Consider the following 25,256-nt stretch of genomic DNA (forward strand, 5'->3'; position numbering starts at 1 on the left):
TTAGTTCTTCTTGCCTTTTTCCTCGTCCGTCACGGAACTGGAAGGGGTCGAACCACCATTCTGGCCTGTTGTCTCCCCCTGGGCCGGCCCGGCGCCGGTTGAAGCCCCGCCCGACGCCTGGCCGGATACGGCACCCGTCGCCGGAGCCGTTGGAGCCGGTGCATTTGTCAGAACGGATGGGCTGGCGGCCCCCTGTACGCCACTTCCGATGGACCCGCCATTGCTGACCACCGGTGCGTTACCGCTGGTGGTTTCCAGCACCTGCGGGGTACTGCCGGCACCCAGCGTATTGACAGAGGTGAGAACCTGCGGGGCCTGGTAAGCTGCCAGCGCGTTAGGGGTGACACCGGCGCTGGTGACGGTCCCGGAGAACAGCGCCGTGACCGTGGGCGTGCTGGGAACCGGGGTCTTCGGCACGATGACGGAAACAACCTGCGTCACCGCGTCCACCTGACCCCATGGCGTACCATTGATGAAATAGGGCGCAGAACGTAGCGGGCTGTTGATCACCGTTGCCGCCTGGGCGCCGCTGCTGGCACCGATGCTGCCGAACATGCTGGCCGATCCGGCCGTTGGCACGGCCAGCGTCAGTACCTGGATGGTCTGGGCAGGCGCACCGCCACTGACACCGATCACCAGCGCACCGGTGCCCGACGACAACGTCAGGTTGGTGCTGGCACCGGTCAGACCCGGCATGGTGATCGTACCGCTGGTGCTGATCGATGCCGCCCCGGCCGGCAGCTCCGCCGGTGCAGCGAAGCTGATGTCGCCCACCGTGACCACCACGCTGGACGGCAGCAATACGCGTACCCCACCCGCCTGGGTGAAGCCGGTGGCGGCCTGCACAGCGGCAGCAGTGGCAAAGCTGATGACGCCCGTGCTGCTGTTGCTCGTCAGGCTGATCGCGCCGGTGGTGGCGGTGGTCAGGCCGTTGAAGGTGATATTGCCGCCTGTAGCACGCAGGCTGCCAACGCTCACGGCACCGTTGAAAGCAATATTCCCCCCATTGGCAGTGGTCAGTGTCAGGCTGGCGCCGCCATTGCTGTCCACCGTGCCGCCAAAGGTCAGCGAACCGGCATTGCTGCTGAGGCTGGTGGCCCCGACCAGGGTTGCCGGACCGTTATAGATTTGGGCGCCCGTGCTGTTGACAGCGCCGCTGAGCGTGCTGCGGCCGCTGACCGCCACCGACTTCAACAGGGTGCCGGAACCAACTCCGCCCCGGATGATGCCATCGCCTGTAATGGTCAGGGACTGAGCACCAGAGGCCCGCCCGTCAGCGCCCTGATTCAGAGTAACGATAGTGCCGCTCAGCACGGTATCCGCTCCCAGCACGGCGCGTTCACCATAGGTCTGCACCCCGCTGGTGGTAACCGTGCCGCCATCCAGAGACAGTGTTCCGGCTGCATCCGTGACCAAGCTGGTCAGATTGGTGGCACTGCCGAAGCGGGTCAGGCCGGCGCTGTCCACCGTCACGGCAAAAGCGCCTGTCAGCGGTCCGGCAAACAGCGCGTCGCCAGTGCCGGTGGCAAAGCGGGTGGCCCGCCCCAGCGTGACGGCCCCATTGAAGCGCTGCGATCCGCTGGTGGTGATGGCCCCACCATTGATGGTTGCCGCGCCACTGACCTCCAGCCCGGTCAGCGCCGTCCCGGCACCCACCGTGCCGGCGAAGCTGACCGGACCGGTTACGGACAGTCGGTGTGCCCCTTCAACACTATTGTTGAAGCTGATGGTCCCGCCCGAGAGGGCGATATCACTGCCCAGGGTCACAAGCCCGCCATAGGTCTGTGCTCCGCTGCTGGTCACATTGGCGTTCAGGGCGGTGCCGCCGCTGACGGAAAGACCGGAGAGCGCCGTACCTGCACCCACCGCCCCGGCGATGACGGCATCACCCTTGATGGTCAGGCCGAAGGCACCGTCGGCGCCCTGGTTCAGGGTGACGGTGCTGCCGGTCAGGGTGGTATCGGCCGCCAGGGTCAGGCGCTCACCATAGTTCTGCGCGCCGGTGGTGGTGATGCTGCTGCTGACCAGCGACAGGCTGCCCGCCGCATCGGTGGTCAAGGAACCCAGCGTGACCGCCCCGCCGAAGCGGGTGACACCGGCGCTGTTCACCGTCAACCCGGCCGAGCCGGTCACCGCCCCCTGAAGGTCGACCGATCCACCGGACAGCAGGGTGGCACCCGCCAGGGCAACGCCCCCGCCATAGGTCTGTGCCCCGCTGGTGGTGATACGACCGCCATTCAGGCTGGTGGTGCCGGTGACAGTGAGGGACGTGAGCGCGGCCTTGTCCCCCACGGTGCCACCGATCAAGGCATTGCCGTTCAGGCCCAGGCTGAAGGCGCCATCGGCCCCCTGGGCAAGACTGATGCTGCCGCCGGTCAGTTCCGTATTGCTGGCCAGGGTGATGGCCCCGCCATAGGTCTGCGCCCCGCTGGTGTTAATCGTGCCGCCCCTGATGGTGGCCGCCCCACTGACCTCCAGGCCAGTCAGGGCTGCCGCCTTGCCCACCGCCCCGGCGATGACGGCATCACCCTTGATGGTCAGGGTGCGGGCACCGTCGGCGCCCTGGTTCAGGGTGACGGTGCTGCCGGTCAGGGTGGTATCGGCCGCCAGGGTCAGGCGTTCACCATAGTTCTGCGCACCGGTGGTGGTGATGCTGCTGCTGGCCAGCGACAGGCTGCCCGCCGCATCGGTGGTCAAGGAACCCAGCGTGACCGTCCCGCCGAAGCGGGTGACGCCGGCGCTGTTCACCGTCAACCCGGCCGAGCCGGTCACGGCATCCTTGAAATTCACCGAGCCGGCCGACACCAGCGTGCCGCCATTCAGTGTCACCGTCCGACCATAGGTCTGCGCCCCGCTAGTGATGACACTACCGCCATTCAGCGCCGTGTTGCCGCTGACATCGACGAAGCTAAGGGCACTGTTGGCCCCCATCGCACCGCCAAAGGCGGCATCGCCGGCAATGGTCAAGCCGAAGGCACCGTCGGCGCCCTGGTTCAGGGTGACGGTGCTGCCGGTCAGGGTAGTATCGGCCACCAGGGTCAGGCGTTCACCATAGTTCTGCGCACCTGTAGTGGTGATGCTGCTGCTGGCCAGCGACAGGCTGCCCGCCGCATCGGTGGTCAGCGACGCGACGCTGATGGTACCGCCAAGGCGGGTCAAGCCGGCACTGTTCACCGTCAGCCCGAACGGACCGGACAAGGCACCCTGGAGGTCAACGGAACCTGCGCTCAGCAGGCTGTTGGCCCCCAGCGTCACCGCCCCGCCGAAGCGCTGGGCCCCGCTGGTGGTGATGCTGCCACCATTCAGCGCCGTTGCCCCGCTGACATCCAGCCCGGTGAGGGCCTTACCGGCGCCAATCGCGCCGGTGACGCTGGCATCGCCGCGGATGGACAGGGCAAAGGCCCCATCCACGGTGCTGCCCAGGGAAACAAGCGTCCCGGTGAGTTGCGTATCGCTGGCCAGGGTGACAGCACCGACATAGGTCTGCGTGCCGCTGGTGGTGACAGACTTGCCGGACAGTAGCGTGCTGCCGCTGACGGAGAGCCCAGACAGGCTGCTGGTTCCACCCAACTGGGCATTGCCGGTGACGGTCAAGGCATGGGCGCCGGTGGCGCCCTGGCCCAGGGTCACCGTGCTGCCCGTCAGGTTCGTAGCCCCCGTCAGGGTCACCTTGCCGTCGAAGCGCTGGCTGCCATTGCTGATGACTGCACCGCCCAGCTGGCTGGTACCGGAAACGGACAGGGATTTCAGCGCCGTGACACCGCCCAGGGCCCCGCCACTGACCAGATCGCCCATGATGGTCAGGGCGCTTTCCCCCGGTGCCGCCAAGGCCCCATTGGAGGCTGTTGCGACGGCAACACCGTCGGCGCCCTGGTTCAGGGTGACGGTGCTGCCGGTCAGAACGGTATCCCCCGCCAGCACAGCCCGCTCGCCATAGCTCTGCGCACCGCTGGTGGTGATGGCGGAACCGCCAATGAACAGGCTGCCTGCCGCATCGGTGGTCAGGCTGGCCAGCGTGACAGCATTTTGGAAGCGGGTTTGCCCGCCGGCATTGACCGTCAGCGCGGCGGTGCCGTTCACCGTGCCGTTGAAGCGGACATCGCCGCCGGCTGCCAGCAGATTATCCGTTCCCAGGGTGACGGCACCACCATAGTTCTGCGCGCCGGAGGTGATGACGGTGTCGCCTGCCAGACGGGTGGCTCCACTGACGATGATGCTGGTCAAGGCGGCCGCCTTGCCCACCGCCCCGGCGATGACGGCATCACCCTTGATGGTCAGGCCGAAGGCACCGTCGGCGCCCTGGTTCAGGGTGACGGTGCTGCCGGTCAGGGTGGTATCGGCCGCCAGGGTCAGGCGCTCACCATAGTTCTGCGCGCCGGTGGTGGTGATGCTGCTGCTGACCAGCGACAGGCTGCCCGCCGCATCGGTGGTCAAGGAACCCAGCGTGACCGCCCCGCCGAAGCGGGTGACACCGGCGCTGTTCACCGTCAACCCGGCCGAGCCGGTCACGGCATCCTTGAAATTCACCGAGCCGGCCGACACCAGCGTGCCGCCATTCAGTGTCACCGTCCGACCATAGGTCTGCGCCCCGCTAGTGATGACACTACCGCCATTCAGCGCCGTGTTGCCGCTGACATCGACGAAGCTAAGGGCACTGTTGGCCCCCATCGCACCGCCAAAGGCGGCATCGCCGGCAATGGTCAAGCCGAAGGCACCATCGGCGCCCTGGTTCAGGGTGACGGTGCTGCCGGTCAGGGTAGTATCGGCCACCAGGGTCAGGCGTTCACCATAGCTCTGCGCGCCTGTGGTGGTGATGCTGCTGCTGGCCAGCGACAGGCTGCCCGCCGCATCGGTGGTCAAGGAACCCAGCGTGACCGTCCCGCCGAAGCGGGTGACGCCGGCGCTGTTCACCGTCAACCCGGCCGGGCCGGTCACCGCCCCCTGAAGGTCGACCGATCCACCGGACAGCAGGGTGGCACCCGCCAGGGCAACGCCCCCGCCATAGGTCTGTGCCCCGCTGGTGGTGATACGACCGCCATTCAGGCTGGTGGTGCCGGTGACAGTGAGGGACGTGAGCGCGGCCTTGTCCCCCACGGTGCCACCGATCAAGGCATTGCCGTTCAGGCCCAGGCTGAAGGCGCCATCGGCCCCCTGGGCAAGACTGATGCTGCCGCCGGTCAGTTCCGTATTGCTGGCCAGGGTGATGGCCCCGCCATAGGTCTGCGCCCCGCTGGTGTTAATCGTGCCGCCACTGATGGTGGCCGCCCCACTGACCTCCAGGCCAGTCAGGGCCGCCGCCTTGCCCACCGCCCCGGCGATGACGGCATCACCCTTGATGGTCAGGGTGCGGGCACCGTCGGCGCCCTGGTTCAGGGTGACGGTGCTGCCGGTCAGGGTGGTATCGGCCGCCAGGGTCAGGCGTTCACCATAGTTCTGCGCGCCGGTGGTGGTGATGCTGCTGCTGGCCAGCGACAGGCTGCCCGCCGCATCGGTGGTCAAGGAACCCAGCGTGACCGTCCCGCCGAAGCGGGTGACGCCGGCGCTGTTCACCGTCAACCCGGCCGAGCCGGTCACCGCCCCCTGAAGGTCGACCGATCCACCGGACAGCAGGGTGGCACCCGCCAGGGCAACGCCCCCGCCATAGGTCTGTGCCCCGCTGGTGGTGATACGACCGCCATTCAGGCTGGTGGTGCCGGTGACAGTGAGGGACGTGAGCGCGGCCTTGTCCCCCACGGTGCCACCGATCAAGGCATTGCCGTTCAGGCCCAGGCTGAAGGCGCCATCGGCCCCCTGGGCAAGACTGATGCTGCCGCCGGTCAGTTCCGTATTGCTGGCCAGGGTGATGGCCCCGCCATAGGTCTGCGCCCCGCTGGTGTTAATCGTGCCGCCACTGATGGTGGCCGCCCCACTGACCTCCAGGCCAGTCAAGGCGGCCGCCTTGCCCACCGCCCCGGCGATGACGGCATCACCCTTGATGGTCAGGCCGAAGGCACCGTCGGCGCCCTGGTTCAGGGTGACGGTGCTGCCGGTCAGGGTGGTATCGGCCGCCAGGGTCAGGCGTTCACCATAGTTCTGCGCGCCGGTGGTGGTGATGCTGCTGCTGGCCAGCGACAGGCTGCCCGCCGCATCGGTGGTCAAGGAACCCAGCGTGACCGTCCCGCCGAAGCGGGTGACGCCGGCGCTGTTCACCGTCAACCCGGCCGAGCCGGTCACGGCATCCTTGAAATTCACCGAGCCGGCCGACACCAGCGTGCCGCCATTCAGTGTCACCGTCCGACCATAGGTCTGCGCCCCGCTAGTGATGACACTACCGCCATTCAGCGCCGTGTTGCCGCTGACATCGACGAAGCTAAGGGCACTGTTGGCCCCCATCGCACCGCCAAAGGCGGCATCGCCGGCAATGGTCAAGCCGAAGGCACCGTCGGCGCCCTGGTTCAGGGTGACGGTGCTGCCGGTCAGGGTAGTATCGGCCGCCAGGGTCAGGCGTTCACCATAGTTCTGCGCACCTGTAGTGGTGATGCTGCTGCTGGCCAGCGACAGGCTGCCCGCCGCATCGGTGGTCAGCGACGCGACGCTGATGGTACCGCCGAGGCGGGTCAAGCCGGCGCTGTTCACCGTCAGGCCGAACGGACCGGACAAGGCACCCTGGAGGTCAACGGAACCTGCGCTCAGCAGGCTGTTGGCCCCCAGCGTCACCGCCCCGCCGAAGCGCTGGGCCCCGCTGGTGGTGATGCTGCCACCATTCAGCGCCGTTGCCCCGCTGACATCCAGCCCGGTGAGGGCCTTACCGGCGCCAACCGCGCCGGTGACGCTGGCATCGCCGCGGATGGACAGGGCAAAGGCCCCATCCACGGTGCTGCCCAGGGAAACAAGCGTCCCGGTGAGTTGCGTATCGCTGGCCAGGGTGACAGCACCGACATAGGTCTGCGTGCCGCTGGTGGTGACAGACTTGCCGGACAGCAGCGTGCTGCCGCTGACGGAGAGCCCGGACAGGCTGCTGGTTCCACCCAACTGGGCATTGCCGGTGACGGTCAAGGCATGGGCGCCGGTGGCGCCCTGGCCCAGGGTCACCGTGCTGCCCGTCAGGTTCGTAGCCACGGCCAAGCTGATGGCTTCGCCATAGGTCTGGACCCCGCTGGTGGTGATGGTGCCGCCATTAAGGTTCAGCGTGCCGGCCGCATCGGTGATGACGGCCGCCATGTTCATGCCGGCGGCGGCGAAGCTGGTCAGCCCGCTGCTGTTGATGGTCAGGGTACCCAGGCGGCTGGTGCCGCCCACGGCACCGATAAAGACCACATCCGAAGCACCGGCATTGATGGTGAGATCGGAAGTGCCATCGATGGTGCCGGCAAAATTGATCCGCCCGCCCGTGGTGGTCAGCACCTGATTGCCGTTCAAGGTGACGGCCCGGCCATAGGACTGGCCGCCGGTGGTGGTGACGGCACCGCCATTCAGCGTGGTGCCGCCGGTCACCGTCAGGCTGGCCAGGGTCGCACCGGCCCCACCTTCCAGCACGGCATCGCCGGTGATGGTCAGGGCCTGGTTGCCTGTGGCCCCGTTGCGCAGGCTGACCGTGCTGCCGGTCAGACCCGTGTCACCGGAAAGGGTCAGCAGCCCGCCGAAACTCTGGCTGCCGCTGGTCTTCACCGTGCCGCCCAGCAGATTGGTGGTGCCGCTGATGGCCAGATCGATCAGCGCATTGCTGGCGCCGACATTGCCGTTGATCACGGCATTGCCGTTGATGATCAGGCTGCCCTTACCATCGGCGCCTGCGCCCAGTGTGACGCTGGTGCCGGTCAGGGTGATGCTGGTGCCATCCAGCCGCAGCAATTCCCCATAGGATTGGCTGCCGGTGGTGGTGACGCGGCTGGCAATATCCACGGTGCCGCCGGCATCCGTTTCCAGACCGCCAATCTGCACCGCCCCGCCGAAGCGGGTGACGCCGCTGCTGTTCACCCGCAAGGTGCCGGGGCCATTCAGCGTCCCGCCGAACTCAACCCCGCCGCCGGCGGTCATTATGGTGGAAGCACCGATGGTGCCGCCGCCCTGATATTTCTGATCGCCCTTGGTGGTGACGGAACCGCTCAGCACCGTGGTGCCGCTGACGGTCAGGCTGGCCAGGGCAGAGCTGTTGCCGACGGTGGACTGCATCACCAGATCGCCCTTGATGGCCAGGGCATGGCCCCCCTGGGCCCCCTGGACCAGGGTGATGGTGCTGCCGGTGAGAGAGGTATCCCCGCTGAGGACCAGCACCTCCCCGTAATTTTGCGTGCCGACCGTGGTCATGGTCGGCCCGCCCAGATCCAGCGTCCCGGCGCTGTCGGTCTGGATGGAGAAGGCATTCACCCCGATGGCGGAAAGCTTGGTCAGCCCGCCGCTGTTGATCACCAGCACGCCAAGGGCCTGGCGGGCACCCACGGCACCATTGAAGCTGACATTGCCGGCCCCGGCATTGATGGTCAGCGCCTGGGTACCATCCAGGCTGCCATTAAAGGTGATGGCCCCGCCATTGCTACTGATAAGGGTGGCCGCTGCCAGTGTCGCGGCCCCATTGCTGGTGAAGCCACCGCCGGCCGTGAAGCTGCCCGACAGGGTGGTGGCATCGTTATAGGTCTGCGCCCCGCTGGTGCTGACGTCAACAAAGCTGCTGCTGCCACCGGCATCGGTGGTCAGGCTGGCCAGGGCGGTGCTGCCGCCCAGGGCAGCGCTGACCGTGACGGCACCGCTGCTGTTCAACGCCAGCGCCTGGGCGCCATTGATCGCCGCATTGATGCTGATGCTGCCAGCATTGATGGTCGTGGCACCGGTCAACGTGACCGGGGCGGACAGGGTGAAAATGCTGGCATTGTAGTTGCCATTCAGGCTGCCAGCGCTGCCGGCCAGGGATTGCGCCCCGCTGGTGGTGACGGACAGGAAATTGATGCTCCCGCCGCCATCGGTGGACAGGCTGGTCAGGGCCGTGCCGGCACCGATGGCAGCCTTGGCCGTGATGGTGCCGCTGCTGTTCAGCGCCAGGGTCCGCGCCCCGTTGACGGCTGCCTCAAACCCGATATTCCCGCTGCCGCTGGTAACGCTGGTATCGCCCGCCAGGGTCAGCGTGCCCTTGGTGGTGAACGCGCCGCCACCAGTGCTGTAGGTGCCGTTCAGGGTGGCATCATCACCATAGGACTGGTTGCCGCTGGTGCTGACAGACAGGGCCGTGGTGGTGCCACCGGCATCGGTGGTCAGGCTCTTCAGCGCGCTGGTGCCGCCGACGATGCCGGCAAGGCTGGTCGCCCCGCTGCTTTCCAGCCGCAGATCCTGCGCGCCATCGACCGTACCGGCAAAGCGGATCGCCCCGCTGCCGGTGCTGACCAGGATATTGCCGGCCAGTGTGGCCGCGGCATTGGCGTTGAAGGCGGCGTTGCTGGTGCGATAGGTGCCGTTCAAGGTGACGGCATCATTATAGGTCTGCGTGCCGCTGGTGGTGACATTGGCCAGCGTGCTGCTGCCCGGCGCATCGGTGGTCAGGCTGGTCAGGGCGCTGTTGCTGCCGACCGGCCCGGACAGGCTGGTCGCACCGCCGCTGTTCAGCACCAGTGCCCTGGCGCCGTCCACCGCCCCGGTGAAGCTGATGGCACCCGTCCCGGTGGAGACCAGCGTATCCGCCACCAGCGTGACCGCACCGGCAAAGCTGGCCGCACCATTGCCGGTGCTGATGTAATTGCCGCCGATGGTGGCATTGTCCTGGATATTAATAATGCCGGTGGTGGTGACGTCGCGCAGAGTGCTGGTGCCGCCGGCATCGGTGACCAGGCTGGCCAGCGCCGCGGTGCCGCCAACGGCGGTGGCAAAGCTGGTGGCACCCTGGCTGTTGGCGACCAGGGCAAAGCCGCCATTCACGCTGCCCTGGAAATTGATCGCCCCGGTCCCGGCATTGATGGTGCTGTTGCCACCCAATGTTGCGGTGGTCGCTGCGGTGAAGGCACCATTGCCGGTGCTGTAGACACCGTTCAGCGTCACGGCATCATTGAAGGTCTGATCACCCTTGGTGCTGATCGAGCGGACGCTGCTGCTGCCACCGGCATCGGTGGTGAAGCGGGTCAGCGCCTGGTTGTTGCCGACATCGCCCGACAGCTTGGTGGTCCCGGTGCTGTTCAGCGCCAGGGCATAGGCCCCGTTGATGGTGCCGGCAACGCTGATATCGGCGGTGCCGCTGGTGGCGGTACTGTCGCCCGTCAGCGTCACCGCATCGCCAAAGCTGATGGCGCTGTTGCTGGTGGTCAGCGCACCATTGATGGTGGCCGCGTCGCCATAGGTCTGGCTGCCCGTGGTGCTGACGGACAGCACGCTGATGCTGCCACCGGCATCGCTGGTCAGGCTGGTCAGGGCCTGGCTGCCGCCGATGATGCCGGTAATGCTGGTGACACCGCTGCTGTTCAGGGTCAGCGACTGCGCCCCGTTGATGGTGCCGGCAAAGCGGATGGCACCGGTGCCGCTGCTGACAATGGTATTGCTCCGCAGCGTGACGGGGCCATTGAAGGTCACCGCACCATTGCCGGAAGCATAGGTACCGCCGATCGTGGCCGCATCATTATAGGTCTGGGTGCCATTGGTGGTCACATTGAACAGGGTGACGGTGCCACCGGCGTCGGTTGTCAGCCCCTTCAGGGCGGTTGTGCCGCCGACATCCGCCGCAAAGCGGGTGGCCCCGCTGCTGTTGACGGTCAGGCTGTAGGCCCCATTCACCGTGTCCTTGAAGTCGGCCGCACCGGTTCCGGTCGTGACACTGGTGTCGCCGGTCAGCGTCACCGTCTTTTCAGCGCTGAAATTGCCGCTGCCGGTGTTGTAGGCACCATTCAGGGTGACAGCATCGTTGAAGGTCTGCACGCCGCTGGTATTGACGGACCGGAAGCTGCTGGTGCCGCCGGCATCGGTGACCAGGCTGGTCAGCGCCGTCGTGCCGCCCAGATCGGCACTGACCGTTGTGGCACCGTTGCTGTTCAGGGCCAGGGTCTGTGCCCCGTTGATGGTCTCGCTGATGGCGATGCTGGCAGCATCGACGGTGGTGGCGCCGGCCAGGGTCACCGGTGCGGAGAGGGTGAAGGCACCGCCCGCCTTGTAGCTGCCAACCAGGGAGCCGCTGCTGCCGCCGATGCTTTGCGCGCCGGTGGTGGTGACGGATTTCAGGTTGACGGCCCCATTGGCATCGGTGGTGAAGCTGGTCAGGGCTGTTGCCCCACCGACCACCCCATCAACCTTGGTGGTGCCGCTGCTGTTCAGCACCAGGGCCTGGGCCCCATCGACGGTGCTGGACAGGGTGATATCGCCGGCACCGCTGCTGATGGTGCTGTCGGTGAGCAGTTTCAGCGCCCCTATAATGGTGATATTGCCGCCCGCCGCCGTCAGGCTGCCGCCAGTCAGGGTGATATCGTCATTATAGGTCTGGTTGCCGGTGGTGGTGACAGCCTTGCTGATCTCCGTCTTGCCGCCGAAATCGCTGGTCAGGCTGGCCAGGGCCTTGGTACCGCCGATGACGCCATTGAAACGGGTGGTGCCGCTGCTGTTTACCGTCAGGGCAAAGGTGCCATCAATCGTGGCGAAATCAATGGTGCTGGTGCCGACCGACACGACAGTGTCGGCGGCCAGCGTCACCGCCCCCTTGGTGGTGAACGCGCTGTTCGTGGTCGTATAGGTACCGGCCAGGGTCACCGTGTCATTATAGGTCTGGGTTCCGCTGGTGGTGACATTCGCCAGAATGCTGCTGCCATCGGCGTCGGTGGTCAGGCTGGTCAGGGCCGTGGTGCCGCCGACGGCACCGGTCAGCTTGGTGACCCCGCTGCTGTTCAGCACCAGCGCCTTGGCCCCGTCCACGGTGCCGGACACGGTGATGTTCCCGGTGCCGGCATTGATGGTGCTATCCGCCCCCAGCGTGGCCGCACCGGCGATGGTGAAGGAACCATTGCCGGTGCTGTAGGCGGCACCGTTCAGCGTGACCGTATCGTTATAGGTCTGCGCCCCGCTGGTGGTGACAGTCCCTAGCGTGCTGGTGCCGCCGGCATCGGTGGTCAGGCTTTTCAGCGCGGTGGTGCCGCCGATCGTGCCGGCGATCTGCGTGGCGCCGCTGCTGTTCAGCGTCAGCGTCTGCGCCCCGTTCACCGTGCCGGACAGGGTGATATCGCCGGCCCCGGCAGCGATGGTGGTATCACCGGTCAATGTGGTGGCCCCGGCGATGCTGAAGCTGCCCCCGTTGGTCGTCAGGGTGCCGCCACCCAGCGTCACATCCTCACCATAGGACTGGGCGCCGCTGGTGGTGACGTCAGCGGAAAGCGTCAGCGTGCCGCCCTTGTTGGTGGTCACGCTCTTCAAGGCGGTGGTGCCGCCAATGGCACCGGTGATGGCCGTGGCGCCGCTGCTGTTCAGCGTCAACGCCTGGGCGCCATTGACCGTGCCGCTGATGCTGATGCCATTGGCGCCGGCATCGATCACCGTATCGCCGCCAAGGATCACCGGGGCCGACAGGCTGAAGGCAGCCCCGGCAGTATAGGTGCCATCCAGCGTCACGCTGCTGCCGGCATAGGTCTGCAGGCCGCTGGTGGTGACCGACTTCAGGCTGGCAGTGCCGCCCTTATCCGTGGTCAGGCTGGCCAGGGCCGTGGTGCCGCCGACAATGCCGGACAGGGTGGTGGCACCCGTGCTGTTCAGAGCCAGGGCATGGGCGCCATTGATGGCGCCGGTCACGCTGATGGCGCCGCTGCCGGCAGCCATGGTGACATCACTACCCAGCGTCACGTCACCGTTAAAGCCAATGGCCCCGTTGCCCGTGCTGCTGGTCAGGTCGCCATTGAGCGTGACGGTCGCATCGCCATAGGTCTGCGCGCCCGTGGTGGTGACGGCCGCCAGCGTCAGGCTGCCGCCCTTATCGGTGGTCAGGCTGGTCAGGGCGGTGGTGCCGCCCACCACACCGGTAAAGCTGGTGGTCCCGCTGCTGTTGACGGTCAGCGCATAGCCGCCGTTCACCGTGCCGCCAAAGCCGACATTGCCGCTGCCGGCATTGATGCTGGTGGTCCCGGCCAGCGTGGCATCACCGGTTACGGTTATCGCCGCATTGCTGCTGGCATAGTTGCCATTCAGGGTGACGGCATCGCCATAGGTCTGCGCCCCCGTGGTGGTGACCGACTTGAAGGAGGCAGTGCCCCCCTTGTCGGTCGTCAGGCTGGTCAGGGCGGTGGTACCGCCCATCGTGCCGGTGACCACGACAGAACCGGTGCTGTTGAAGGTCAGCGCATGGGCACCATTTACCGTACCGGACAGGGTGGCGGTGCCGGTACCCAGCGAGAAGATGGTATCGCCGGCCAGGGTAGTGGCCCCGGTGATCGTCAGATTATTGTTGGTGCCAACCGAGTAGGTGCCGCTGGTGGTGACCGCGCCGGTGTAGGATTGGCCCGCCGTGGTGGCGACACCCGCCAGATTGATGCTGGCCGCCGTGACCGACAGGCTGCCCAGCCCGCTGGCGGCCCCGCCAAGGGCCACCGCGCCCGTGCCGGCGGTGATCGTCACCTCCTTCAGCCCGGTGCCGGCATCCAGCTTGCCGGTGATGGACACATCGCCATTGCCGGATGTCGTATTGATGCTGCGGGCCAGCACCGTGGCATTGCCCAGGTTCAGGTCGCCGCTGACGGTCAGCGATTTGGCCGTGAAGCTGCCGTCGGTGGTGACATTGCCCTTATAGCTCTGCGCCCCGGTGGTGGTGATGGAGCCGCCCAACGTGATGGTGGCGCCTTGCACGGAGAAGCCGGAACGGCTGCTGTCACTGCCGCTGGTCGTATAGGCCTTGGTCAGCGTGACATCGCCACCTGCCGACAATTTCACATTGCCGCTGTTACCGGCGACAAAGCCATCGACCATGTTTTCATCGGTGATCGTGCCGGTGGTGGTGACCTCAATATCACCATTCTTGGTCTTCAGGTCGCCCAGTTCGAACTTGCTGCCCGACAGATAGATGCCGCCGGTTCCGGTGACGGTCGCCGATACCTTGGTGAAGGTGGTGGCAAAGGCCTTGTCTGCGGTACCGACCCCGCTGGACGTGGTCATGTTCAGCGCCAGCCCCGTGAGGGTGGAGCCACCGCTGGCCGACAGGATCTTGCCCGAAGCGGCATTCAGGGTCAGCGTGCCGGTGCTGTCGGCATTGATGGTATCCAGCGTCAGATCACCGGTCGTCGCCGTCAGGGTGATGGTGCGGTTCTTGCCGGTGGCCACCACGCTGTCAGCGGTGAAGGCCAGATTATTGGTGAAGCTGATATCGCCCTTGGCCCCCAGCGTCAGGGCACTGACGGTGCCCGTATTGCTGACGGTCAGGTTCTTGTCGGTACCGGTCAGGCTGATATTCAGCTTGCCGGCATTGGTGGTCAGGCTGGTATTGCCCCCGGCCGAACCGCTGACCAGAACCAGTTCCGCCGCGGTGATGGAGAGCGCGCGCCCGCCGCCGCCGGTAACAATGTCGGTGGTGCCTTTCAGCGTGATGGTGCCGGTGGTGCTGAAATTGCCGGAAGAGGGCAGGGTGAGCGTCCCGCCGCTTTCCAGCAGCAGGCTGCCGCTGGAAAGCGACAGGCTGTCAATGGACAGGTCACCCGCGGTCTTGATGAAGGCCGATGCGCCGGTGCCCAGGGTCAGGGCACCGTTGGACAGGGTGGAACTGCCGGTGCCACTGTTGGAGATGGAGACGACGGCCCCCGCCTTGGCAGCCGACAGGCCTGCAATGCTGGAAACCTTGACCAGCACGGGCGAGCCGGCACCGGTGGCAAGGTCGGTCACAGCACCGATATCGCCATTGGTGGCGGTCAGCGACAGCTTGCCGGCAATGATATGCGTATCGGTGCCGCTGATCAGGATATTGGTTGCGGCGGTGATGCTGGCCTTGCTGTTGCTGGGGCTGCCGGAGGAACTGGTGGTGCCGGCATAAAGCTTGGTGACGGTGACAGCACCGCTGCTGGTGCTGATGGTGACATCCTTGTCCAGCCCATCGGTTCCCTGGGTGACATTCACCACCGCTACAGGACCGGCCGCCGAAACGCTGAGCGCGCCATTGGCGGCGGTCAGCGCCGTGCTGCTGGTGCCCAGGGCAATGCCGCTGCTGTTGCTGTCAGTGATATAGACGGACCCCGCACCGCTGGTACCGCCAGTGATGGTGGCAACCTTGGTATTCATGCCGCTGCTGGAGGTGCCGATCCCGGTGCCGGCGGTCAGCGACAGGCTGGTGCCGGTGATACTGGTCGTGGCAATCCCGTCATCGACAATGTTACCAGTCCCGGCATTCAGGGTGACGTCGCCACTGCCGGCATCCACCATCCCCACACGGATCAGGCTGGTGCCGCTGGACGAAACAGTAATGGCGCCACCGCCCGAGGTCACCAGCCCCAGATCAAGGGAAACACCGGACCCGCCGGCAATATTGATGATGCCGTTATTGCTGGACAGGCTGGTGATGGCCAGTTCCGTGCCAGAGGTCTTGAGATAGACCCCGGCACCGCTGGTGGTGGAACTGGCCTGAAGGCCGCGGCTGTTTACGCCGAGGGCGGCAACGCTGGAGCCGATATTGCTGCTGGTATTCAGCAGCACGGTACCACCGCTGATGCCGCTGTTGCTGTTGCCCTGGATGATCGCGCCGCTGCGGTTGGTCAGCACCACCCCGCCATTGGCCATGCCGGCACTGACCGTGCCGGCCGTACCGCTGCTGCCGATGGTGATGTTGCCATTGGCAGTGACGTTGATGGCATTGCCGGCCGTATCATCGGTGATCGACAGATTGGTCAGCGTCAGTGCCGCACTGCTGGTCACATTGATGGAGCCATTCTTCACCCCAACCGTCAAACCGCCCACCAGGGCTCTGGTGAGGGCAAGATGGGCGGAGCCATCACCGGTTACGGTAGCCGCCACCGTGGACCCGTTGGAACCGCTGACCGCTGGTGCGATGCTCAGCGGGCTACTGGCACTGCCGATCCCCGTACCAGCCTTCAGATTGATCGCGGCGCTGGTGCCGTTGGCGGACAGCGCGATCCGGTTGCTGTTCAGCGCGCCGGCGGCTTCCAGCGTCAACGTGTTGTTGCCCCAGGTGACAAACCCATTCAGGGTCAGATCGCCCTTGGTGGTCACCACGGACAGCGCGCTGCCGGTGCTCAGGCTGCCGGTCGTCAGCGCCTTGCTGTTGGCGATATAGGCATTGGTGGTGGTGGACAACGTCAGCGTATCAACATTGGTCAGCAGGGCGGCATCGCTGGCGCCAATGCTGCTGCCGGATTTACTGTTGCTGTTGCTCAGGGTCAGGTTTTTGGCCGTGATGCCCTCACCGCCTTTCGCCATGGTGATGCTATCGGGCGTCGACTGGCCAAGCATGGGTTTGACGGCCAGCGTCACGGCCCCATCACCGACAGAAATGGTCCCCACCGACAGGCTGTTGCCATAGGTGGAATAAGAGAAATTGAGCCCCGTCTTGTCGGTCACATTGGTCAACACGCTGCCGGACGTATCCGAAGCGGTAAAGGTCAGGTTTGTCGCCGTGATGGACAGGCTGCCATTCGATGCCGTGCTCGAACTGGCGGCGCCGCGGTCGATAATCAGGTCGGTCAGATCCTGATCACTGCCGACATAAATATTGCCGGCCGTGTTCAGGGTCAGCTTGGTGGCTTTTGTCTTCACCCGGGTATCGCTGCTGGTGCTTTCACCAATCGACCCAGCCGTGGCTGACAAGACGACCTCCGCGGCATCAATCATGCTGGCGGTGGTGGACTTGATGGAGCCCTTGCTGGCGCTGATGGTGACCTTATTGCCGGTGGCGGTCAGTGCGCCGGCCAGGATGACATCCGTTACCGTCTGACCGTTACTGCCACTCAGCACCACGTCCCCTTTGGCGCTCAGGCTGGAAATAGTCAACCCATTGGTTTCTTGAATATAAATGCCGCCGCCCTTTGCATTAGCGGTCAGGGTGGTGCCGCTGTTGTTGGCACTGGTCGAGAGTGCCCTGCCGGCACTGCCAATGGAACCCGACGCCGTCAGGCTGAGGGTACCCGAGCCGGAGATCTGGCCACCCCCCAGGATGGAACCGTTGGTGACATTGATTGTCAGGGCAGCACCGTTCAGGCTCAAGCCACCATCAGGATCGGTGGCTGCACCGATCTGAAGGTCACCGCTGCTGAACTTGATTTCACTGGTGTTACCAACCTCGAAGCCAGAAATCTTGGCCGATTGCTTCAGGTCAACATAGGCGCCACTGTTGGCCGCCACCTTAAGCTGGGTCGTCGTGATGTCCAGCAATCCGCCGCCAGTGCCGCTGGCCTGGCCAACCATACCGGAACTGGAAGTCAGGGTGACGCGTCCAGCCTTAATGAAGGATGAGCCGTCAAGCTCCTGGATATTGGCGGACGTTTTAAGCGCAAACTGGCTTGCCCCGCCGATCTCCACCTCATCCACGATGATGGCGCGGTCACTTTTGAAGCTGAAATCCATGCCGGACAGGTCACGGATCTGGCTGAATTGCGTGCCGGCAGCGTTGGTGTGCGTCGCCTGGATCTGCACAGCACTGGCTGTGCCATCCAGAGCGGCGCTGACAATATCAAAGGTCCGGTTCGCCGTGCTTTTATCGCTGGCATTGGTCAGCGCGAGGCTATCGATATGAGTTCCGGAGGTGACGTAAATATCGCCCTGTGTCTTCAGGGTCACCGTCGGCGTATCGATATAAAACCGGTTTCCGCTTGTCCCCAGATTGATGGCGTCCATCGACAGGACGCCCGCCTTGATATGGGAAAGCGAGCTATTGGCGCCACCAAAGATGGAGGCGGCGGATTTCAGGGTCAAATTGCCCGTCTTGGTCACATCAATGATGCCAAGCACCTGGCTGATCTGGGTATCAAAGGTAAAGTTCAGGCCCGTCGTATCTGTCAGTGCAACGGCATAGCTGGAGCTGCCAGTGATGGCGATGGTGGCATTTGTGGAGGTCAGGCTATAGCTGGCCGCGCCATCGCTTGAAGTTCTGCTGTTTTTGATGGACAGCGTCTGCAGGTCGGCGTGGTTGTCGATATAGACGCTGTCCCGGCTGTCGATGATCAATGCATTGGCATCGGTCTGCAGACTGTCGCTGCCATTTTGCAGAATACCACCCGTGGCCGTCAGGGTGATCTGGCCCGCGGTCACCCTGGCGCTGCTGCCGGTGGTGGTGATGTTCTTGGTGGTACCGGTGGTGGTCAGGTTGAGCAAACGCCCTTTCTGGACGTTGATATCACCCAGGACCAGATTGTTATCGGTCTTGATCGTCAGATCAAGGCCGGTGGTGTCAATGAATTTTGTGATGGTGGTGCTGCCGGCAGCCTTACTGGACGGCATGTCGACAGTCAGGTTCTTGCCGGTGATGCCATAACTATTAGTGGAGCTATGCTTCAGCACCCAATCGAATTTTGAAAGATCAGCGGCATTGTTGAAATAGACACTACCGCCACTGGTCAAATCCAGGGTCTTGGCGTCAATCTGCAAAGCGTCGCTGCTGGTACCGATGGAACCACCAGCGACGGAAAGAACAAGCGTATCGGCAACGATGGCCGCCATCGACCCGCTGGCCTGCGTGAGAGTACCATTATTGACCAGCAGCGTTAAACCTGTCCCACCGTTTGACGAGTTGGGGTTGCTGAGTTTGATACCGTCCAGGGCAAGATTGCCGGTATTCTGATAGTTGACATTGCCGCTGGCATCGATTTTCAGCGTACCGACGGTGCCGAAGAATGTGTCCTGGCCGTCCAACGAATTGCCAACGCCAGCACTCGCAATCTCCAAACGACCAGCCGTGATAACGCTGCTGCTCTTGGTGGCATCAACACCCGACCCGCTGAAATTGCTTCCAGAGGAGGTGCCGGCTGTCAGTTTCACCGTCGCGGAGCCGACATTGACATTGGTCACCCGCAAGGCCTTGGTGGAACTGACGGTCAGGTTCAGGCCGCTCTGGCTGATGCTACTCAACTCAAGGGCGGTGATAGACTTATTCGAAACCACCTCATCAACCGTAAAGGTCAGGCCGGTGGAACTCAGCGAGTGGGTGTAGCTGGTGATGTTTTTCGTGAAGGTGAGATCCAGCGTCAGATCGGTCAGGCTGGTATCATTGCTGACATTGAAATCGCCGCCCGTAGCGATTGTCAGCTTCTTGGTGCTGGTGCTGATCGCCGTTCCGCTGTTACCAACCGCCGCCCCGGAATTCGCCTTGGTCGACAGAATGATCTCGCCTGCCGTCAAGGTACCGTTGCCCTGGATAATGGTGCCGGTATTGCCAGTTGCACCACCGGTGGAGGTCAGGTTGATCTTGCCGGTAGAGTTGGTTCCGGCCGTAATTCCCCCCGTGACCAGGGCACGGTCCATGAAGAGACTGAAATCCATCACGCCGGAACCGGTCTTGGCAATGCTGGCAGAGGATCCATTGTCGGTGAGGGTAACGGCCCGCCCTGTACCCAGGTTGCTGAAACTATAGCTGTTTTTATCGGTGGTTGCCTGTGTCTTATGGGTCAGCACCAGACCCAGCGTCGTCAGATTCGTGGAGCTGTTATTAATGTAAACATTGCCGTTGCTGGTAATGTTCAGCGTCGCGGTGTTGGTTTTAACAGCCTGGCTGTCAGTCCCGATTGAGCCATTGCCGGTGCCGGTACCCGTGGCAAACAGGGTCACGGAACCGCCAAGGATGGCGCCACCAGCGCTCATCGTCATGTTGGAATTGGCGCCACCGCCTTCCGTCTTCAGCGTCACCGCACCCGTTGCAACGATTTCACTGACGTAAATGTTCTTCTTGCCGGTGAAGCTGAAATCGGTCGCCGATCCGGTAACGTCAACCGAAACAGTTGTACCACTGTCAGTCAAACTATATACCGGACCGGAAGCGCCGGTGATGCCGAAAAGGCTGGACGTGTCGGCGCCGGTCGTGCTGTTGGTACTGGTTACATCAACATGCGTCAGCGATGTTGTGCTGTTCACATAAATGTTACGCCCAGCGGTCACATTGATCTTGTTGGTATTGACCTGAATTTTGTTGCCGCTGGTGCCGATGGAATAAAGCGTGCCCGCCGTCAGACTGACCGTGCTCGCCGTAATGGCGCCGCTGCCACTGTAGGTGATGTTGCGATCCGCTTTGACGGTGAAGGTGCCCTTGCCAACATCAGCCGCCCCCACCACCGCACTGCGGTCGCCGCCGGCGACCAGGGTAAAGTTCAGGTCCGTCGCGCTGGTCAGAGTGGAGATGGTGCTGCTGGAGGAACTGTCGCTGAGCTTCACCGTCTGACCGGTGCCAGTGATGGTAAGCGACGTGCTGTTGCTGGGGCGGGTGATTTTCAGATCGGTGAAGGCCTGGGCGCCGGCAATGCTGGTCGTGCCGCTGGCGGTAACATCCAGCTTGGCGGTGTCCAGCATCAATTGGTTATTATTACCGACTGCACCCTGGCCGCTGATGGTGATCTTTGATCCTTTGATGACGGTATTCGTATCGCCGTCATCATTGATCGCACTGCCGCTGGAGGTATTGCTGATGCTGATGGTGCCATTGCCGCCATTGGCGATGACCTTGCCCAGAACAGCATTGGAATTGGTGACGTACAGCGCGATATCGCCGCCGGCCGTCACCTCGTTGAACTTGACCGAGCTGTTACCGCTGCTGGCGGCAAACTGAACAGCCACCTCGCCCGTGGTGGCGATGGCATCCAGTTCACCGGCACGGACGGCAAGGAAACTGTTGTTCGTGACAGAGCCGATACTGTCACTGGCCTTCAAGGTGACCTTGCCGGTGGCAGCAATCTGGTTGGTGCCCAGAATTGATCCGGAGACCGCTTCCAGCGTCACCGCGCCCGCCTGGGTACCGATAGTGCTGCTGGAGGCCAGCATATTGCCGGACAGCAGCTTCAGCACCACATCGCCGGAAACTGTGCCGAAACCAGTACCAATCCGGTCGCCATTGCCGATGCTCAACAGACCGACATTATCGACACCGATTGGGCGTTGAACCGTGACATAAATGCCCCCGGTCCCGGCGGTCAGATCACTCGCAGTACCGGCAAGAACGGAGAGACCCTTGGCGGTGACATCAATATCCGCATTGGCCGTAACCGCACCGACATTGCGCGTGGCGTCCAGACGCAGATAGCTTGCCAGCACGCCGGTGCTGTCATTGCCATCATCCAGAATAGCGCCATTCGTTGTCTTGAAGCCGACGACATTACCGGTCGTGGTGCTGATTTGAGTGCCGACGGGCATATAACTATAGTCGAAGGCGCCGGTATTGACGGCGCCCAGGGTGATGTCGCGGTCACCGGTGAAGGCGAACATGTTCAGCCCGCCGACATCCTGGGCATAGCCGGTATCGATCAGGCGTTCAAACAGATAGCCGCTGGCACTGTCCGTCACCCGGAAATCCAGGTGCTGACCCGTGATGGCGTAGGTGTAATTGGCGCTGCTGTCCTTATGCGTGCTGGTAATGGTCAGGCTGTTGAAGTGCGCTTCGTTGGCAATGACCAGATCGCCCGCCGTAACGACAGCCAGCTCTGTTGTCTTGATACCAAGGGCTTGGCCGGATGCGCCGACCCCCTCCGTTGCGGTCAAGGCAATCGACTTGGCATTCAGGAAACTGTCGCTGCGGCCATCATCCAGAATGGCGCCGGCCGTGGTGGTGATTGTGGCCTTGGTGGCGTTTTCAATATCCAACCGGCCCAGCACCAGATTCTTGTCGCTGGTGAAGCTGAAACTGGTGATGAAGGTGCTGGAAAGCTCGCTGATGGTCACCGTGGTACCATTATCGGACACGGTAAAGATCTGACCGCTGGAGGTCAGAGACAAGGCATTCGGCGTGGTGCCATTATGCTTGTTGTTGATGGTCAGGGAGGCCAGCAGCGAACCGGTATTGTTGATATAGATGTCACCTGTATTGGTGACACTCATCGTCTGGCCAGCCGTTTTCAGTGCCGTGGTGCTGTCACCAATGGCGCCGCCAACCTTCAGCGTGATAACAGCGGCGGACAGCAGGTTGCCCGCCTTGGTCACCAGGGCGCCGGAAAGGTCCAGGGTTGCAGCACCGCTGCTGGCAGCCTTAACCGACCCATCCAGGGTGGTGGTTCCACCTTGGACATTGATGGTGATGGACCCTGTGCTGCTGCTCATGTCCTTCAGGGTGACAGCACCGTTCTGGGTAACCGTCAGGGCGCCGACTGTGCTGGCGCTGATCTTGTTGGCTGTCGTCAGCAGTTCCACCGTGCCGCCAGCGCCGGTGGCCGTGGCGGTCACATTATCGCCAGTGATCTGCTGGTTGTTGCCGCCTGCCTTGGCAATCGTGCCGGTCGTTGTCGTCAGGGTGACATTGCCGGAGCCGGCATTGACCTTGGTGTACGCGATGCCGGTCCCGGCAGAGACGTCGATATTACCGGTGCCACTGGCAATCGTCACATCGGCCAGGGCTGCACTATCGGTCGTCTTCAGGGAGATGTCGCCCCCATTCGCCGCAACGGTGAAACTGGTCGACGTTTCCGTGGAGATGAAGGCGCCGCCCTTGGATGCGGTCGCTGTGACGGTGCTGGCTGTGCTGGCCAGCAGCGGGTCAGTGGACGTGCCGATATTGCTGGCCGCCGACAAGGTTAGCGTGCCGACGCGGATTTTGGTGCTGGCAACGCCATCATCCAGAATGGCCCCGCCGGCGCTGGTCAGGGTCAGGCTGCCGCCGCTGGTAAAAGCCACATCCCCCACGGTCAGCGTACCGCTGGCGGTAATGGTGGCGCTGCCGCTGGCCGCCTGCAGGCGGTTGAGGGCCAGGGCCCCCGTATTATCAACCAGAACCAGTGTGCCGGCCTCTGCCGACAGGCTGCTGACCGTGGTCAGCAGGGCGGTACCGGTGGCCCCGATGGTGCCGTTGCTGCCCGTGCTGCCCTTGGCCACCATGGTCAGGCTGTTGCCGGTGATACGGGGGCTGGCGCCGGTGCTGGTGATGTTGCCGGCATTGGCCGTCAGGCTGATATCGCCGGTGCCCGCATTGATGATGCCGACCGCCAGGCCGCGATCAGCGGCAATGTCCAGCGTCAGATTACCGGTGCTGGAAATATTGGTCAGCGTCAGGTCGCTGGCCCCATCCGTCGCCGTGAAGGTCAGCCCGGTGGCAGCGATGCTGTAGCTGTTGGTCGCCGTGGCGGACACATGGGCGGTGGTCAGCGACAGGCTGCTCAAAGCTTTGTCATTGGCAACAAAGATGTCGCCGCCGCTCTTCAGGGTCAGCCCGGACACACTGGTGGCGATGGCTGCACCGCTGGCGCCGATCTGGCCCCCCAGCGCCGACAGGGCGATGCTGGCGCCGCTCAATGTCGGGGTGGCACCGGAAACGTTGCTGATATTGCCGGTAATGCTATCAATTTTGATGGTACCCGCACCGGCATTGATATTGCCGGCCAGGCTGACACCATTGCCAGACAGCAGGGTGATATTGCCGCCATTGCTGGTCAGCTTGCCGATATTGGTCAGGCTGGACCCGGTCAGCGAGGCGTCCAGGGTGATGGCGCCGCCGGCGGTGGCAATCTCATGCGTCGCACTGGTGAAGGTGATGCCGCCGCCAGCCTTGGTGGAACGCAGGGTGAAGCTGTTGCTGCTCCCCGTCTTCAGGTTCAGGCTGGTGTCGACCGTAATCAGGCCGGTCGCTTCCAGCACGATGTTGGTGGTAGCGTTGATGGCCTGCAGCGTGCTGGCGCTGACGGTGTTGGCGCCATTATCGGCGGTGGAGCTGGACAACGTACCGCTGCTGATCTTGCCATCCAGCGTGCCCGACCCGCTGGAGACAATCTTTAAGGTCGCCGGGTCCAGCAGGAAGGTGCCGGTATCGCCCTGCGGGGCCGACAGGTCGACACGGCCGGTCAGGGTGATGGTGTCATGGCTGGATACTTCGGCGAAGCCGCCATTACCGCCCTTGGCGCCGCCCTTGGCGCTGATGCTGCCGGCAAAATCGGTGCGCTGTTCCGACAGAACGGTGACCGTGCCGCCATTGCCATGGCTCAGCGCGTCGGCCGCCATGGTTGCCCCTTCGGCGATGCCGACGCGACCGGCCGCCCAGGCGCCCTTGCGGTCGCCATTGCTGCCGATGGCGATGGTGCCGCCGCCCTGGTCGCCCGACGCATCAATATGCGTACCGGTGGCCACCTGAATATCGGCGGCATCCACGATCACCGTGCCACCGGTCTGGCCCGCCTTAGCGCCGCTGGCATCAACCGTGCCAGCGACCTGCACCTTGCCGGTACCGCCGGACAGCACGATCTTGCCGCTGCTGCCACTGATGCTGGTGGCGCTGATCACGCCATCGGTATTGATGACATTGTCAATAACGCCCTTCACCGCCCGCGCCGACAGCACCACGGTGCCGCCCTCGGCGGCGATCTGGCCGGAATTGACCACCAGTGCCTTGGCGGCCCCATCGGCCCCCGGCGCCAGATCGGTGACGGTGGAGCCAGCATTGAAGCTCAACAGCCCGTCACCCTGGAAATCCAGCGTAAAGCGCTGTGCGCCCCCCAGGGCCACCTTGCCCAGCCGGGCCTGGATGACGCCGGAATTCTGCACAGACGGGGCCACCAGGGCGGCAAGGCCGCTATCCTTGATGGAGATCAGCCCTTCATTGACGATGCCGGCATTCAGGTTGGTGGAAGCCTGATTGAAAGCATATTTGCCGGCCAGGAAATCAGCATCGCTGATATTGGCCGTAGTAGCCACCAGCCCGCCGACATCAACACGCGACCCCTTGCCGAAGAACACCCCGTTGGGGTTGACCAGCATCACCGTGCCATTGGCGGTGATGGAACCGAAAATGGCCGAGGGATCGGAACCGACCACCCGGTTCAGTGTCACCGACTGGGCATTGGGCTGCAGGAAATTCACCGTCTCGCCCGCGGCGATGGAGAAACCCTGCCAATTGATGATGGCCTTGTCGCTGCCCTGGATGATGTTCAGGGTCTGCGGTGTGGCCGCGACGATGCTGGCCTGACCGGCCACCACGGTGCCGCCGGTGGGGTTTGCCCAGGCGGCCTGCGCGAAAATGGAAGACAGCGCATAGGCGAAGCCGCCCATGGTCGCCACCAGACCGGCACGGCGCTGGCGCCGGTTGCCGCGCGGTGCCTTGCGGGCGGCCGCCAGCAGGGAGGCAGCCGATGCCAGCAGATTTTCGCGCAGATTATGCCGCTGGCGCTGGAAGCCCGGCAGGTCGGTTGCGGAGAGCGGACGGGAAAAGCGATGGTTCTTCATGA

The 25,256-nt window shown here is 64.0% G+C and carries 1 protein-coding gene; it reads right to left on the reverse strand.

From position 1 onward, the window contains the following. Positions 1-25,254, reverse strand: a complete 25,254-nt coding sequence (locus PCJ49_RS14440; protein ID WP_269911519.1) for a filamentous hemagglutinin N-terminal domain-containing protein — start codon at positions 25,252-25,254, stop codon at positions 1-3. Positions 25,255-25,256: the final 2 nt, after the last annotated feature.

Source organism: Niveispirillum sp. BGYR6 (assembly GCF_027568365.1).
Lineage (GTDB): Bacteria > Pseudomonadota > Alphaproteobacteria > Azospirillales > Azospirillaceae > Niveispirillum.

Excerpts from the sequence above, each read along its gene's own strand:
- PCJ49_RS14440 (WP_269911519.1), bottom strand. The coding sequence starts at position 25,254 with ATGAAGAACCATCGCTTTTCCCGTCCGCTCTCCGCAACCGACCTGCCG.